Source organism: Methanohalobium sp. (assembly GCF_018609725.1).
Lineage (GTDB): Archaea > Halobacteriota > Methanosarcinia > Methanosarcinales > Methanosarcinaceae > Methanohalobium.
Genome location: NZ_JAHENT010000070.1, coordinates 1 through 14,321, shown reverse-complemented (window position 1 = coordinate 14,321; position 14,321 = coordinate 1). Strand labels below are relative to the sequence as shown.

The window sequence follows — 14,321 nt, the reverse complement described above, 5'->3', positions numbered from 1 at the left end:
TTGATGTCATTTATGAAGATGAGAGTTTAAAACCAGATGACCACAAAGAATACTGGATAAGTGATGAAAGTAGTTTTTCAAAAAGTGAGGAAGCAGTTTATAATCTTTTAAATGATAGTTTCACTATGAAATATGACCCAAGCAAATCAAAGAGTTCTGATGGATCTAATCCTGATTATTCATGGAATGAAACAAGTTCTATAAGTATTCCTCCCAATATGACTATTAATGATGGGGATAAAGTATCGCTTAATAATGTTACGCAACATTATTTGAAACTTTTAACTAGAAATGGTACAGTAACTTTTCATATCGAAGAAATACAAGATAATAAGAATAAAGATGAAGCTAAAATTGATTATTCAGATTCTATTTATACATTAAACTATGACAGTATGCCAGGGTCTATCACCTATCTTCATGTGACCAAAAATGAGTTAATGGCGGATGTTTATTAAATTATCCGCCGACAACTTCTGTTTCTGGATATGTTTCATGAGAAAGGGGTGTAGGGGTTAAAGGAAACCAACGGTTTTAACTGTTCTCCTTAAATCAAAAACTCTAAATTAAAAATTTAGAGTTAAACTTAAATCAGAGATTTAAGTTGTTTAAATGATATCTTTAAACTTCGTTTAAAGAGTGAGGAATTTAGACCCCACTGGTCGTCAGAAAAAAATTTTTTATATCCAAAATATGTTATATATACAATACAATGAAGTTCACCACCAAGAACTATCTGCGGATGAACAAGCAGCAGTACCGGATAGTTGACACTTTAAGTAAACTATCCAAGAACCTGTACAATGTTGGAGTATATAACGTTCGACAATATTATTTCTATAATAACAAGTTCTTACCATACAACAGCAATTACCATTATTGCAAGGATAATGATAACTACAGCCTGTTGTATAGTGATAATTCACAACAGATTCTCAAAGTCGTAGATAGGAGCTTTAAGAGTTTCCTCAAACTGCTTAAGAAAAAGAAAAATGGAGACTATGACCAGCCTGTAAATATTCCGAATTATCTGGATAAGAACGGTCGGTTCGTGTTGATTTACCCTGCTCAGAGAATAAATATCAACGGTAGATACTTTAAGCTTGGCATGAGCAGGGAATTCAAAAAGCAGTATGGACTAAATGGTGATGAATTAACATTCAAACTACCTGACCACATCAGATCCGATGAGCTAACAGAAGTCCGGATCGTACCAAAACATGACGGCAAGTTCTACCAGATTCAGTATGTTTATGATAAGAAACCAGAAGACATGAATCTGGATAAAAATCAATATCTATCAATCGATTTAGGTCTGGATAACTTTGCAACCTGTGTGGAAACATCTACAGGTACAGCTGAAATAATTGATGGCAAACACATCAAATCTATCAACCAGTTCTACAACAAAGAAAAAGCAAGGTTGCAGGGTGTAAAAGATAAACAGGGTATGGAACACAAGTTCACTAACAGATTAAGTAGGCTTACTAATAAGCGAGATAACAAAGTGGACGAGTTCCTGAACAGGTCGGTTGACTACATAATCAAAACATGTATTGATAAAGACATCGGCAATGTTGTTATTGGTGAACTGAAAGAAATAAAACAGGAACAGAATATCGGTAAAAAGAATAACCAGAATTTCCAGAGTATACCGTATTTCCTATTCAAAAGTAAACTACAGTCTAAATGTGAACTCTATGGAATACAATATCGAGAAATAGAAGAATCCTATACCAGTAAAACCGATGCACTGGCTCTGGAACCCATCAGAAAACATGAAAAATATATGGGTAGAAGAATCAAGAGAGGACTTTTTAAGTCTTCCACAGGTCAATTGATCAACGCCGATGTCAACGGAGCATTAAATATATTAAGAAAAGTAGTCGGTGATTCTTGTATAAACAGGATAACCGATAGAGGTATCGTCAGCAGACCAGAGAGAATAAGGGCGGCTTTCGAACCTGAAAGTCGGCCAAACTTCTCTCGAATTAAATTGTCAGCTCAACCTGACAAGCCAACGACTTTAGTCGTTGGTAGCTGACGTTCTTTTACAATACTGTTTGCCGCTTTTGTGTACAATATTGTGGCAAATGGAAGTGAGAATATAAATCCGAATGTAATTGCTCCACCAACAAAGTTAATAAACGTACCGACGACAAATATTACCAGAGTGTCTGCAAGATTTTCCCGGCTAAAAGAGATGCTTTCCCTAATGGCATCAATACTATTATAGTCTTTAATAACCAGAAGCGGAAGAGCATAGACCAGTAAAATCGACAAAATCACACCAGGGATTACAAAAGCCATATATCCAATGAATATTAGTACACCTGCAATTATCGCAAAAATCCAGCTTTTGGCAAAATGGTGAAATCCCTCAAAAACGTCATTGATTTCTACTTTTTCACCTTTAACACCTTTCAATGCCATGTAGGTTAGACCATAAAACAGAGGCGCAATGGTTACAATTAATATAGAACCTATGACTGCTACGATAGAGCCAACTACAAATGCAACAAAATTGTCTCTGAATACATACCATGTATTTTTTAAAAGCCCTTCAACGTCCATAAATTATCTTATAGTTATGAAGTTATATAAATTCACTTCTAAAGTAGCGTTTAATCTTTCTTCTGGCTACTTTTACCTATACTTTTAACGATGATTCGATAATCTTTTTTACCGATAACATCCTGATTGTCCATTATCTCCTCGATTTCTTTTTTCAAATCCTTGTCATTTTTATTGGTGCTGTTTAATACCAGTCCAATCATTTTGGGATAATATTTTGAATAATTTACAATCTGTTTGTACAACTGTTCTTCTATTTTATGGCCACCCTGATAGAACTTCATCTCAATTCCAACAAGGTTCTCAACAACAAAATCCACCCTATATTTGCTGTTTTTGGGCACTGCTTCATATTTGATATTATAACCGTGCCTTTCAGTTAAAACTTCAAGTTTCCCCTCAAGGTTTTGCTGGTAATCTTTTTCAGTTTTGTGTTTTCCGTATCTGAAAGAGGTCTCATTTTCCAGAAATTCAGATACTTTGTTAAAAACCCTGTCGGTTTTCATCTGGGATAATTTGTTTTTAACTACCACCAAGAAACTTAGAAGTAATATTAAACCGAGAACATAAAATATCAGTCTGGTGAGTGTTTCGGATGTTCCATTAAAAATAATAAATTCAGACATGGTTTAATAGTATCTTGCTGGTTAATTCTTTTATAAAACGTTGATGCTGTGTTATTATTTCACAATACAACATCAAGAAACATAATAAACATGGATTAAAAAACTTGTCATATCAAAACAATAAATTAATTAAAAATTGATACGTTGCAGAAAAGAGTGTTTTGCATTAATTGTAGGGATATTTAAATGCTCTTTTTCAAAAAATAAAGTAAATCTAATGCTATCTAAAACATGAATTAAGTAGTTTTCATGATATACGCAAAATAAGCTTCTTTAGTAATCGGTGCGGAAAAAAAGGAAAAAGGGTGGGCAGCGCTTTGATTAGCGCGCCGGTGTTTGGCGATTATTTATTGCTGAGCCTGATGCTCATATCAGCGATAAGCTGTTGACTTGCTTGGTCGATGATTTTCATACTGGTTGGTGTATCTCCGCCAGATACGTGATTACTTATGTCTTCATAATCATCGCTGATTGTTTGTGCTAGTGTAAAGTTTCCATCTCCAGAAGAATTGTATCCGATGTAATATACATTACCAGTTTCGAATCTTTGACTATCTGTGAATTTATATTCTACAGGTTCTCCAGCAACACTCATTGTGGTACTTGTATCTGACAGTTCAATACCTTCTCCGCCCTGATGCTCAAGTTTTATGACTTCATATGTATTTGATTGATAAATTCTGTATGCTACTTAAGGAATCATATAGGTAGGAGCCAAAACAATCCGCAAGTGGCACCTCAATGCAATGATTGAAGAAAGCATTGCAGAATTCTATCCAAGGACGTGCCGCAACTACTGTAGGAAGTGCTCATTATCTTAATAATGTCAAACAGGCAAAGGCTGAGTATCACAGGATTGTTCATAGGTTTTTGTTTTAATAATTTAATATATATTGTAATTGCTACTAAAATAATTTATGTGTACTAACAGTAGACTAAAAAGAAATATAGCGGACTTGCAATCTTTTTTATTTAAAATAAAAATCTATATATAGCTTTAGTTATAGAAATTTTGTACCTATTAATTGGGGGTAAAGAATTGAAAAGAAAACTAACACTATTAATAGTTACTGTTCTCGTTATGTTAATGAGCACAGGAATCGCACTTGCACAAAGCAACAACCAGAAAGACTGTACTACAATTCAAAGTGGAGAAATTAACTACAGCGATAACCATTACTTAGATACCGTCCATGTTGGATACGACATATTTGGATACAATTATCAAGCCCATATGTTCAAAGGGTCATATGCTAATGTCTACTTAGGAGGTAATGGATATCCACCATACAATGGTGACGACGAAGCATATTATCAAAGACTTGTAGAGGAAGGATACGCTGATAACGAAACAGATGCCGAAACTATGATGGATGGTAAGTGGTATTGGTCCAACAGAAATATTGAACTCAAGATGAAATGGAACGACCCTTGGATATCAAATAAAGACTGTGATGGCGATGGACTTCTTGATAGGCACTACGGACATGACAGCTATATAGGTTCTGGTGCTTGGCTAACTAATCAAATGAAAGGTGGAGACGGTAAAGATAAGTGGACATATTTCACAAAAATAGTTGCAGTTCCTAAAGATGCTACTACTGATGATGGTAACTGGTATACTGCTGATGGTTCAGAGATAGGACCTGTTATCTGGGGACAATTCGTTAAAGTTCAAACAGTAGAAAGTGGTTATGGTGCGACTTATGTAAGTCCCTCAGGACCAGGTCTTGGTTTATATAAATAAATAGATAAATTATATGTACAATCTCAAATCGAGATTATCATTTTTCTTTTTTTACAAGATATCTTAAAATTTAAGACCAAATGATGCAGTTGTTAATTTCTAAACTTAAATTAATGTCAAACTCTATATTTCTAGATACTCAATGTTAACTTCAATATTCTAAATAAACCACAGTTTTAGGAATCCAAATTGACTTTGAATCACTGCCCAACTACTGATAATCTTCATCAACATTATTAAAAATAATTAACCACTGAATTCGATAACAAATTTAGTCCCTTTACTAGTATCCAATTCAAAATCACCATTGATCTGGGCTATGAGACTGTTTATAAGTTGAAGACCGAGCGTATCAGGTTCTTTGACATTTACATCATTTGGTAACCTGCAACCGTTGTCTGAGATAACCAGAATATAGCTTCCATTATAACCTTGATAGAGCTTTATATAGATTTCACCTGTTTCATCTTTAGAAAATGCATATTTTAAAGAATTAGAAACAATTTCATTAATGAGCATTCCTAATGGTATGATGGTATCGATTCCAAGATATATATTTCGTATATCGATATTTATGTCAATGTTGGAACCACCGTATAGGTTTGTCAGATGACCTACAAGGTCTTCTATGTAATCCTTATTATTCACATTCTCTAAATTTTCCGTTTGATACAATTTGTTGTGGACAAGAGACATTGATTCTACACGGTTTTGTGTGTCTATAAAAGCTTCTTGTACTGTATCATCTTTAAATTTTTCAGCTTGAAGGCTAAGCAAACTGGATATCACCTGTAGGTTATTCTTGATTCTGTGATGAAGTTCTTTTTCACGTGTTATTTTTGATTCTTGTAATCTGTTTGCATATTCCCGGAGTTTTTCTTCTCTTTCAACTTTATCTGTGATATCTAAAATGATTCCTGTCAGTCTCTCAGGATTTCCAAAATAATCTTTTTTAGTTATTTTTCCTTTGTCAAGTAACCATAACCACTTTCCAGAGTTATCCTTAAAACGGTATTCACTTTCGAAAAATGGGACGTTACCAGCGTAATAATCATTCAAAGCTTTTGAAACATGGGCTACATCATCTGGATGTATAAGGTTCCACCATGTCTGTACATCAAGTACCAATTCTTTATCACCACAACCTAAAAGTTTACAAAACTGTTTACTGAAATACAACTCTCCCTTTTTTCTATCACAATCCCAAATTACTAAAGAAGCACTTTCTGATGATAGTTCTAAGATTTGTTCTTTATATTTTAATTCCTCTTCGGTTTCTTTGCGGTCAGTGATATCACGGCTGATAAAGACTAAATATTTGATGTTTCCATAGTCGTCATATACTACATTGACATTTGTCTCCAACCAGACATAATGACCGTTTGAATGGAGGAACCTACACTCTGACCTTCCAGGTTCTAATGTCTGTAAAAATTCAGCATATAGATTTTTAATATAATCTAGGTCGTCAGGGTGGATGAATTCAAATATATCATTAATAGCTAATCCCTTTAAACTGTATCCAATATGGAGTTCATGTGATGGTGAGGCATATACAAAATTACCTTCTTTATCTGTAAGACTGACCATATCCCACATGTTCTCTGTTATATCTTTAAAAAAATCGTTTTTTTCATGAACCTCATTTTCCAGTTCCTTCTTTTCAGTGATGTCCTGTATACTTACAAGGACTTTAGGCTTATCTCCTGTATTGATAAGTGAAGTTGAAAGTAGAGATGTTAAATGTTTTTCACGACCTTCTACCATAAAGGGCAGACTGACTTCCACGTTATAATGATTGTTTTCAGTTTCAAAAGTGTCCAGTACAGAGTTTCTTGCTTTACAATATTTACAATGCGGTCCGAAACCACAACCATCGGGGTCATCCAGTGAATGCAGGCACCCCAATACCTCGCCACCTCTCATACCCAGTAACTCATCAGAGGATTTACCGGCAAATATCTCAGCATTTTTATTTAGTTTCAGAACTCTTCTTTTAGAATCAACCAGCATGAGAACTACAGGCACATTTTCATAAACTGTATTTATTTCATCGTCTATTTCGCTCTGACCTGTGATATCCGTCAAAATAGTGATGAATTTTCCTTTCTCAGGAGATGTTACTGAAACTTTATAATGTCTTCCTTGTTGTGGTAAATATATTTCAAAATTAGCTTTGTCACCATTTTCAGCTACTTTAGCATATGTATAAAGGTGTGGTGGACTTTTTACACCATATACTACAGAGGCTCTTTTACCTGCAATATTTTCTTTTTTATATCCTGTAATAGACTCGTAAGAGGGATTTGTATCGAGTATCTTGTAATCTACTGGGTGACCGTTATCATTATAGATAATTTCATTAACACAAACCCCATCGCTAATAGATTCATAGATAGTATTTAACATATTTTCGTAGATTTTAAAACCCCTCAAAAAATTACCATGAAAGCATTTAATATATCATAAATATTTATTAATCCAGAGTATATGTTTATTTTGGTTCAGAATATAGATTTTTAGAATCAGAAATTGGTATTTAAGATATGGTTATAATACTCATCTTTCAGAATCAGCTTCAACCAACTTACTATAGATATTCTTCGAAAATGTCTACTTCACATTATGTCTTAATTTACTAGTACTTGCCTTACTGGAATGATATTCTCTGTAATAATCTCGGTCAGCTAACCCCATTAGATATTTAATATTTTTTTACTGGTATTTTAATCTAATTATCAATATTTTGACCTATTAAGGAATGATTTAAACAAGATGGCTAAAACTGTGAAATCATCGATGTTAGTCCATTTTTAAACCCATCAAGGTCTGATTTAACGCAAACTTGATAGTTGATTCAATAAGTCGCTCTCCGATATTTTAAACCCATTAAGGTCTGATTTTAACATCCAGATGGCTGTTACATTTTTCGTTATTATAGCATCATTTTAAACCCATAAGGACTGATTTATATTACTATTTACTTATTATATGTTATACATATATATTATTCTCAAAATTAGTTTAGGGGTTTCCATAGAATTATAGTAATATAAAATAGGGCACACATTCTGTGCTGTGTCCTTTGGCGTCAAGAAGTCCGCAATCCCAAGCCTACTTGCTATTATGGCAAGGGTTTCCGATTAGCTGTGCGTATATTCTTCCGAATTATACGGAACAGCTGCGGTCGGCAATCCTAAAGCAACCTAAGTGCTTACTAAGGCTTAACCTTAGTGCTTACTTAAGTGGGATACAGTCATTTAAGTAATCTAAATGCTTATTAGAATTTGGTTTCTAATATTTCTGATTACTATTACTAATGATGTATCCCACTTAAGAAAGACTTAGTAAAGACTAAGAAAGACTTGGGATTTCCATAGAATTGGGCGGTATTCTTGGCGAACCGTATAATCTTTTTTTATCGTATCTCTATCAGCTCTTCCGTTTCCCACCTATTAACCTATAGTATGTCTAAATGTCGAAATTAAGCCTAAAAATTTTGAATTTTAAAATGAGTTCTTTATGAGATTTAAACAAACTGTCCATCTCCACGTTAATTTTCACGTTAATATAGTAGGCTTTTAATTAACGTGATTGGGATAGATTTAGAGTTGAAATACATCATTTCACGTGGAATGTAACCTACACATATAAATATGAGTTACATAAACATAACACGAATTGAGTTGAATATTTGAAATCCATTCATTCTTGAATGGGTTTCAGGTAACGAAAATTCATTTCTTATGGAACTCTCTGATCTTTTCTTGTTTTTGAAATATCTTTTTTCATGTGGAACTATACCTGTTTCACGTTAAAATACACCCTACTTCGTTAACGTGAAAATTTTTGTTCAAAAAGAGAATCTTTTAATTCTTGCACTTCTCTAATCGTAAGTTAAAAGACCGTTATCGCACTCTATATATCTCGTTGCACGAAGTTCGACATGAAAACCTTGACTTATTTTTGAATATGGTACGTTACTGATACTTACTGCAATGGTAATTGGTCCTAAAAAATTCTTATAATATAGATTTATTTGTTTTTATCTGTTGTTTCTATTTTAAAATGAATGGCCAAAAGAAGCTTGCTAAGAACCATGTTTAAAATCAACAAGCTCCGATGGTATGCACAGGGGTGATATAAGACTGTTAAAATATTCGATGAATAAGCCGTCTGAGAGCTTTTAGCTAATTACTCTGACAGTTCTCTAAAACCTCTCACAAGGCTCATATGGGCTTTCTCACGTCTAATTTTGTATTAAACCTGATTTTGTTTTCTGTATGATTTAAGAATTATCAGTGCTCAATTTTTCAATTGAAATGGGTGCTATTATTCTATAAATGTAGACAATATAATGTGACAATGAATTAAAAGAAACACAAAAAATGTAAAATTATTAATAAAATACTGATTAAATGGTAATATGGAAGCTAAAAGTGGTTTTATTATGATAACTAATCATCAAAAAGGATACATAGAAGGATTATCATCTAATCATTCAACAAAAGGTAAAGAAGAAGAATATTTAATAAATTTTTTAACCAGTAAGCCAAAGAGTTCTATACGATTAATCATTTATAATTAGTATATATTAATAAATCCATTATAAAGGAATACCTGATATCGGAAGTAAATCGAAATCCTCTTGAGTCAAAATAAGATATCTACAGAGCTGAATCATTTGTTATTTTTGCACATCTATGATTTCAAACTGGCAGCAATCGTCACCATTACCCATAGTTTTGATTGTTTGAACTTTACTACTATTAAACGCTTTTTTTGTAAACCTTTCAATAATCCCTTTAGTCAAATTACATAACACAGGGTTTAATTTAGCCTGGTGAACTCCCCACGGACAAACAGTTCCGTTAACCAAGAATAAAACATCGGTTTTATCGGATTTATAGGTATCAAAAGAGCCACCAAGATGACCCATAATCTCACAGCAACCCTGTTCTATATTTTCAGAGTTTATTTTTTTAGAATCTAAACCTCCATCATCACAGAATTGTCCAGATGTTTTATAGCAGTTTGTAAAGAATTTTTCTACTTTATCTAGCATTTGTTGAATTAAAATTCTCTTTTTATCTGGAGAGTGACTTTTCAATAATAAGGGCATGATTTCTATAAATATGTCTCTGATTTGTTCTTTCTTGTACAATTCATCATACTTATCTATTAATTCATCATGTAATTTTTTAACTCTGTTTAATGATTTAATCCTTGCTTTAAGTACTTCGTAGTCAACCGGTTTTGAGATGAAATCATCTGCTCCTGCATTAAGTCCTTTGATGACATTCTCTCTATCCGATAAAGCAGTTACAAGAATAACAGGGATATAATTCAGATTCTCATCATTTTTTATATCTCCACATATCTGAAAACCATCAACATAAGGTGTCATAACATCAAGTAAGATAACGTCTACATCATTAGTTTTTAAAGTGTCAATTATATGTGATCCATCATAAGCTGGTAAAATATGATAATCATTACCTAGATGTTCTTTCAAAAAAGTTATAGTATCAGGATTATCATCTACAACTAAAATGTTAGGTATGTTTTGTTTCATAATTTAAATATATTAATGTTCATATAAAAACTTTGGTACTATAGAAATTTGTTACTGTTCATATAAAGCGTATTTCCTATTGATATGGAGTATATGATTTAACTGAACAGTGCCGGATTTGAGATATCTAAAATTAATAAAGGATTTTTATTTATGAATGGTTCTTTGTCTCAAGACCTAACTCATTGGTCTTTCTAGCTATAACTGGTATATTAACAATATTTGTAATTGAACCTTTTTTAGAAGAGACAATGGTGCATGTCTTTTATTCATACTCTAATAGTGCTTTTCTACTCACGATAATCTTTAGTGGGGCAGCAGTAATCCGTTTGGATCAAAAAATGAGATGGGATTATAGAACATATGGGATAACGCTTACCATGGAAGGTGTCTTTTCTATATTGTCTTATATTCTTAAGTAATTAGCCGATAAATGTCATATTGTATGACTGAAAACCATCTAAAATTAATAGCTATAACCATTTGCTTATTTCTGGCAAGTCTATCAGGATGCATAGACACAGGTAACAATAATGCTGGATCAGATGACACAAACTTGGTCACGGTAACCAAAGTAGTCGATGGCGACACTATAGACATCCGTTATTCAAATGGCACTACTGAAAGAGTAAGGCTACTTGGTGTAGACACACCAGAAACACATACTGACAATGAACCTGAAGAATTCGAAGGTATAGACAATGCCAGTTATCTGTATGAATGGGGCGAAAAAGCAAGTGATTATACATCTGATATTCTAAAGGACAAGAATGTAAGACTAGAATATGATAACATCTCAGACAGAAATGGATACTATGGGAGATTGCTGGCGTATGTGTATTTACAGAATGGGACCATGTACAATAGGATGTTAATCAAGAATGGATATGCTAGGGTGTATGATGAAGCTGAAATAGAATACATGGATGAGTTTTTAGAGTTGGAAAAAGAAGCTAGAGAAAATAGAGAAGGATTGTGGGCTGTTCTCAATAGTTCTTAAATTGGCTTTTACTAATGCTTATCGTTTGTTACCTTTAAGTATCTTGAAGTCTTAATTCTCGTAGATTATAAATTTTAGGAGTAACAAATTATGGGAAGACTTTCAGGCATATTTGGTCATGCAGGTGTTGTAGAACCTGAAAAATTGAACACAGATTATGGACAGCTTCTTGGAGATACTGAATCAATAGAAATTGGGTTTGTTGTTTTTCGAGATACTTTTATATTCACCAACAAAAGACTAATTGTAGTAGATATTCAAGGTGCTACTGGAAAAAAGAGAAGTTATCTTTCTATTCCTTATAACAAGATAACAAAATACAGTATCGAAACAGCAGGTCATTTTGATTTAGATGCAGAACTCAAAATATGGGTTGGAAGTGATCCAAATCCTTTAGATAAAACGTTCAATAGAAATGTGGATATCTACGAATTGCAAAAAGTACTGGCAAATCATGTCCTTTGACATCTGATAAAGCTATATATTATTTTATCATGTTTGCCTATGTGCCATATAAGATATCTCAATGACCTATTCTATCTTTTTTTAAACTGCTTATTAAAACTTTTAAAGGCTACATGGTACTCATAGGCCAATATTTTTTGATACATAATTGTTTAAACGAAAATTAGAATGATGAATTAGCAGCCTTTAAAAATGATGAAATCCTACATTAAATTACCACAGTTCAATCAACAGTTGTTGTGGTGTTAAATCGAGGTGTTTTCAAAAAATAAAGTAAATCTAATGCTATCTAAAACATGAATTAAGTAGTTTTCATGATATACGCAAAATAAGTTTCTTTAGTAATCGGTGCGGAAAAAAAGAAAAAGGTTGGGCGGCGCTTTGAGTTAAAGAGCGCGCCGGTGTTTAGCGATTAAATTATCTTAGATTGAATGAACCTATCATCTGGTCAGTAGAATTGTCTATGAGTCTAGCAGTATCGCCTTCCTTAAAACTTGTAGACGACGCATTAATATATATTTCTTGACCAGCTGTGAAATCACCACCATCGCTTATAGTTACTTCATCACCTCCTACAGTTAACGTTGTATCGTTCTGCAAATCTATAGGATCTCCGCCTTGGTGAACAAGGTCAAACCCTTCACCAACAGTCACATTTGTTGCTTTAATACTTGCCTGCGGCGCAGATTCGGGAGCACCCATTCCAAATACGAATGATCCTATTACTGCTGCAAGGATGACGGTGATTGCTACCATTAGGATTACACCGATGACCGGTGATACCGCATCTTCATTATTTTGTATTAAATTGTTTAATTTGTTTTTCAAATGTTCTACCTCCTATTAACCATCTACTCTTCGTTTTTTGTACTTTGATTCTTTTTTTGCATAACTTTTTCAAGTTTATGCGTCCACATGTCATCATCTTTATTCGTGTATTCGCACTCAAGATAATGCTGTACTGCGATGCTCAGGGCATCTTTGGTTGATGATACGTTGCATTTTTCCTTGAGTGAGTTCAAATCCTCTTCTGCGAGCACAGTTTGAGCGTGTACAATTTTCACCATTCCTACTTACCTCGATTAATTAATTAGTGCAAACACACGAAATATATTAATCTCCTCATAATAATGATTATATTTTTATATATAAAGACTTTTTGTTGTATATTTATAAAATTTATAACTGTTGTATAACAGTAGTTTATTAATATATTTATTTTTTAAACACAGTATATCTTAAATAATTATTGGTGTCCAGAAAACTATCCATTAACAAAATGTTTTAGACAACAACTTTTTCCCAGGTTTGAAAGATAAGATTTATCAAATCCATTGATAAAACAATGTTTAAAAAATTGTGCATACAGACCGATAATACTTTTATATGGGTAACAGTTTTAACTTATGTTATATGTCTTAATACAAAAAGTTAATATGAGGTTAATAGAGATGAAGATGAAAATCAACCCCTTTGTTTTTTTTGTTTCGGCTACTGTAATTGTCATGTTTGTAGTATTGGGTTCCTTATTTACAGAATTCATGAAACAATTTTTCAATACATTGCAAACTTCTATTATCAGTTACTTCGGCTGGTTCTATATTCTTGCTGTGGCGTTTTTCCTCATTTTTATAATCTGGCTCTATCTCAGTCCCTACGGTAATATAAAACTCGGTAAAGATGATGACGTACCAGTATTTAGTAACACAAGCTGGTTTGCCATGCTTTTCAGTGCTGGCATGGGAATAGGGCTGCTTTTTTACAGTGTCGCAGAACCGGTTTTGCATTTTTCCAATCCACCGGGAGGGGTAGCACCAGAAAGTATAGAAGCAGCCAAACAGGCTATTAACCTCACATTTTTCCATTGGGGACTTCATGCATGGGCAATCTACATTATAATCGGACTTTCACTTGCATACTTTGGATACCGACATGACCTCCCGCTGTCTATACGCTCAACCCTATATCCAATGATTGGCGACAGGATATACGGGTTCATAGGTAACATTGTAGAAGTCATGGCGATTTTTGGTACTGTTTTCGGTGTTGCTACATCATTGGGTTTGGGAGTTTTGCAGATTAATTCAGGACTTAATTATCTCGGCGTTTTGCCTGTATCTACATTTAACCAGATTTTACTCATAATCGGAATCACACTGGCAGCTACAATGTCGGTTGTGTCAGGGCTTACAAAAGGAATACGAATACTCAGTGAGATGAATTTGGCTTTTGGTTTTTTATTGATGATGTTTATAATAATCGTAGGACCTACAATATTCCTTTTAAGTTCTTTTGTCCAAGGAACAGGAGATTATCTGCAGAATCTTATCAGCC

At 33.4% G+C, this 14,321-nt stretch carries 13 protein-coding genes and 1 pseudogene; 7 read left to right on the top strand and 7 right to left on the bottom strand.

Features of this window, described 5'->3' with window-relative positions; all coding sequences use genetic code 11:
* Together QZ276_RS04305 and QZ276_RS04300 are read left to right on the top strand one after the other, a co-directional pair.
* A pseudogene (locus QZ276_RS04305) lies at positions 1–458 on the top strand (hypothetical protein); the annotation flags it as partial.
* 254 nt (positions 459–712) lie between these two features.
* Complete coding sequence (locus tag QZ276_RS04300) at positions 713–2,044, top strand: transposase (RefSeq protein ID WP_292485617.1); 1,332 nt, start codon at positions 713–715, stop codon at positions 2,042–2,044.
* Here QZ276_RS04300 and QZ276_RS04295 read toward each other — a convergent pair.
* The 3 genes from QZ276_RS04295 to QZ276_RS04285 form a co-directional block, all read right to left on the bottom strand.
* Positions 2,005–2,574 carry a glycerophosphodiester phosphodiesterase gene (locus QZ276_RS04295; RefSeq protein ID WP_292485615.1) on the bottom strand — a complete coding sequence of 190 codons (570 nt, stop codon included), beginning with the start codon at positions 2,572–2,574 and terminating at the stop codon, positions 2,005–2,007. The genes QZ276_RS04300 and QZ276_RS04295 overlap by 40 nt on opposite strands.
* A 50-nt stretch (positions 2,575–2,624) precedes the next feature.
* Positions 2,625–3,200, bottom strand: a complete 576-nt coding sequence (locus QZ276_RS04290; protein WP_292485613.1) for a GxxExxY protein — start codon at positions 3,198–3,200, stop codon at positions 2,625–2,627.
* 343 nt (positions 3,201–3,543) lie between these two features.
* The gene (locus tag QZ276_RS04285; RefSeq protein WP_292485611.1) at positions 3,544–3,795 is read right to left on the bottom strand and encodes a hypothetical protein; all 252 of its coding nucleotides are present in this window, start codon (positions 3,793–3,795) and stop codon (positions 3,544–3,546) included.
* Between the two features lie 155 nt (positions 3,796–3,950).
* Here QZ276_RS04285 and QZ276_RS04280 point away from each other — a divergent pair, with 155 nt between their 5' ends.
* Both QZ276_RS04280 and QZ276_RS04275 read left to right on the top strand, forming a co-directional pair.
* Entirely contained in the window at positions 3,951–4,079 is a 129-nt protein-coding gene (locus QZ276_RS04280; RefSeq protein ID WP_292485608.1) for an integrase, read from the top strand.
* A gap of 160 nt (positions 4,080–4,239) precedes the next feature.
* Entirely contained in the window at positions 4,240–4,947 is a 708-nt protein-coding gene (locus QZ276_RS04275; protein WP_292485606.1) for a hypothetical protein, read from the top strand.
* 246 nt (positions 4,948–5,193) lie between these two features.
* On the opposite strand, the gene QZ276_RS04270 is transcribed toward QZ276_RS04275, so the two are convergent.
* Both QZ276_RS04270 and QZ276_RS04265 read right to left on the bottom strand, forming a co-directional pair.
* Positions 5,194–7,383: a PAS domain S-box protein gene (locus QZ276_RS04270; RefSeq protein WP_292485604.1), complete on the bottom strand. Its 2,190-nt coding sequence runs from the start codon at positions 7,381–7,383 to the stop codon at positions 5,194–5,196.
* A 2,251-nt stretch (positions 7,384–9,634) separates the two neighbouring features.
* Positions 9,635–10,522 (bottom strand): methanogen output domain 1-containing protein, encoded by an 888-nt coding sequence (locus tag QZ276_RS04265; RefSeq protein ID WP_292485602.1) that lies wholly within the window; start codon positions 10,520–10,522, stop codon positions 9,635–9,637.
* Between the two features lie 445 nt (positions 10,523–10,967).
* Between QZ276_RS04265 and QZ276_RS04260 the strand changes: the two genes are divergently transcribed.
* Together QZ276_RS04260 and QZ276_RS04255 are read left to right on the top strand one after the other, a co-directional pair.
* Positions 10,968–11,522 carry a thermonuclease family protein gene (locus QZ276_RS04260; protein WP_292485600.1) on the top strand — a complete coding sequence of 185 codons (555 nt, stop codon included), beginning with the start codon at positions 10,968–10,970 and terminating at the stop codon, positions 11,520–11,522.
* A 90-nt stretch (positions 11,523–11,612) separates the two neighbouring features.
* Positions 11,613–11,987: a PH domain-containing protein gene (locus tag QZ276_RS04255; RefSeq protein ID WP_292485599.1), complete on the top strand. Its 375-nt coding sequence runs from the start codon at positions 11,613–11,615 to the stop codon at positions 11,985–11,987.
* 417 nt (positions 11,988–12,404) lie between these two features.
* Here the strand turns inward: QZ276_RS04255 and QZ276_RS04250 are convergent, their stop codons facing one another.
* Both QZ276_RS04250 and QZ276_RS04245 read right to left on the bottom strand, forming a co-directional pair.
* Positions 12,405–12,815 (bottom strand): type IV pilin N-terminal domain-containing protein, encoded by a 411-nt coding sequence (locus QZ276_RS04250; protein ID WP_292485598.1) that lies wholly within the window; start codon positions 12,813–12,815, stop codon positions 12,405–12,407.
* A gap of 23 nt (positions 12,816–12,838) precedes the next feature.
* Positions 12,839–13,054: a DUF5371 domain-containing protein gene (locus tag QZ276_RS04245; RefSeq protein ID WP_292485596.1), complete on the bottom strand. Its 216-nt coding sequence runs from the start codon at positions 13,052–13,054 to the stop codon at positions 12,839–12,841.
* A 384-nt stretch (positions 13,055–13,438) separates the two neighbouring features.
* Here QZ276_RS04245 and QZ276_RS04240 point away from each other — a divergent pair.
* A partial coding sequence (locus QZ276_RS04240) for a BCCT family transporter (protein WP_292485594.1) occupies positions 13,439–14,321 on the top strand: 883 nt, incomplete at its 3' end.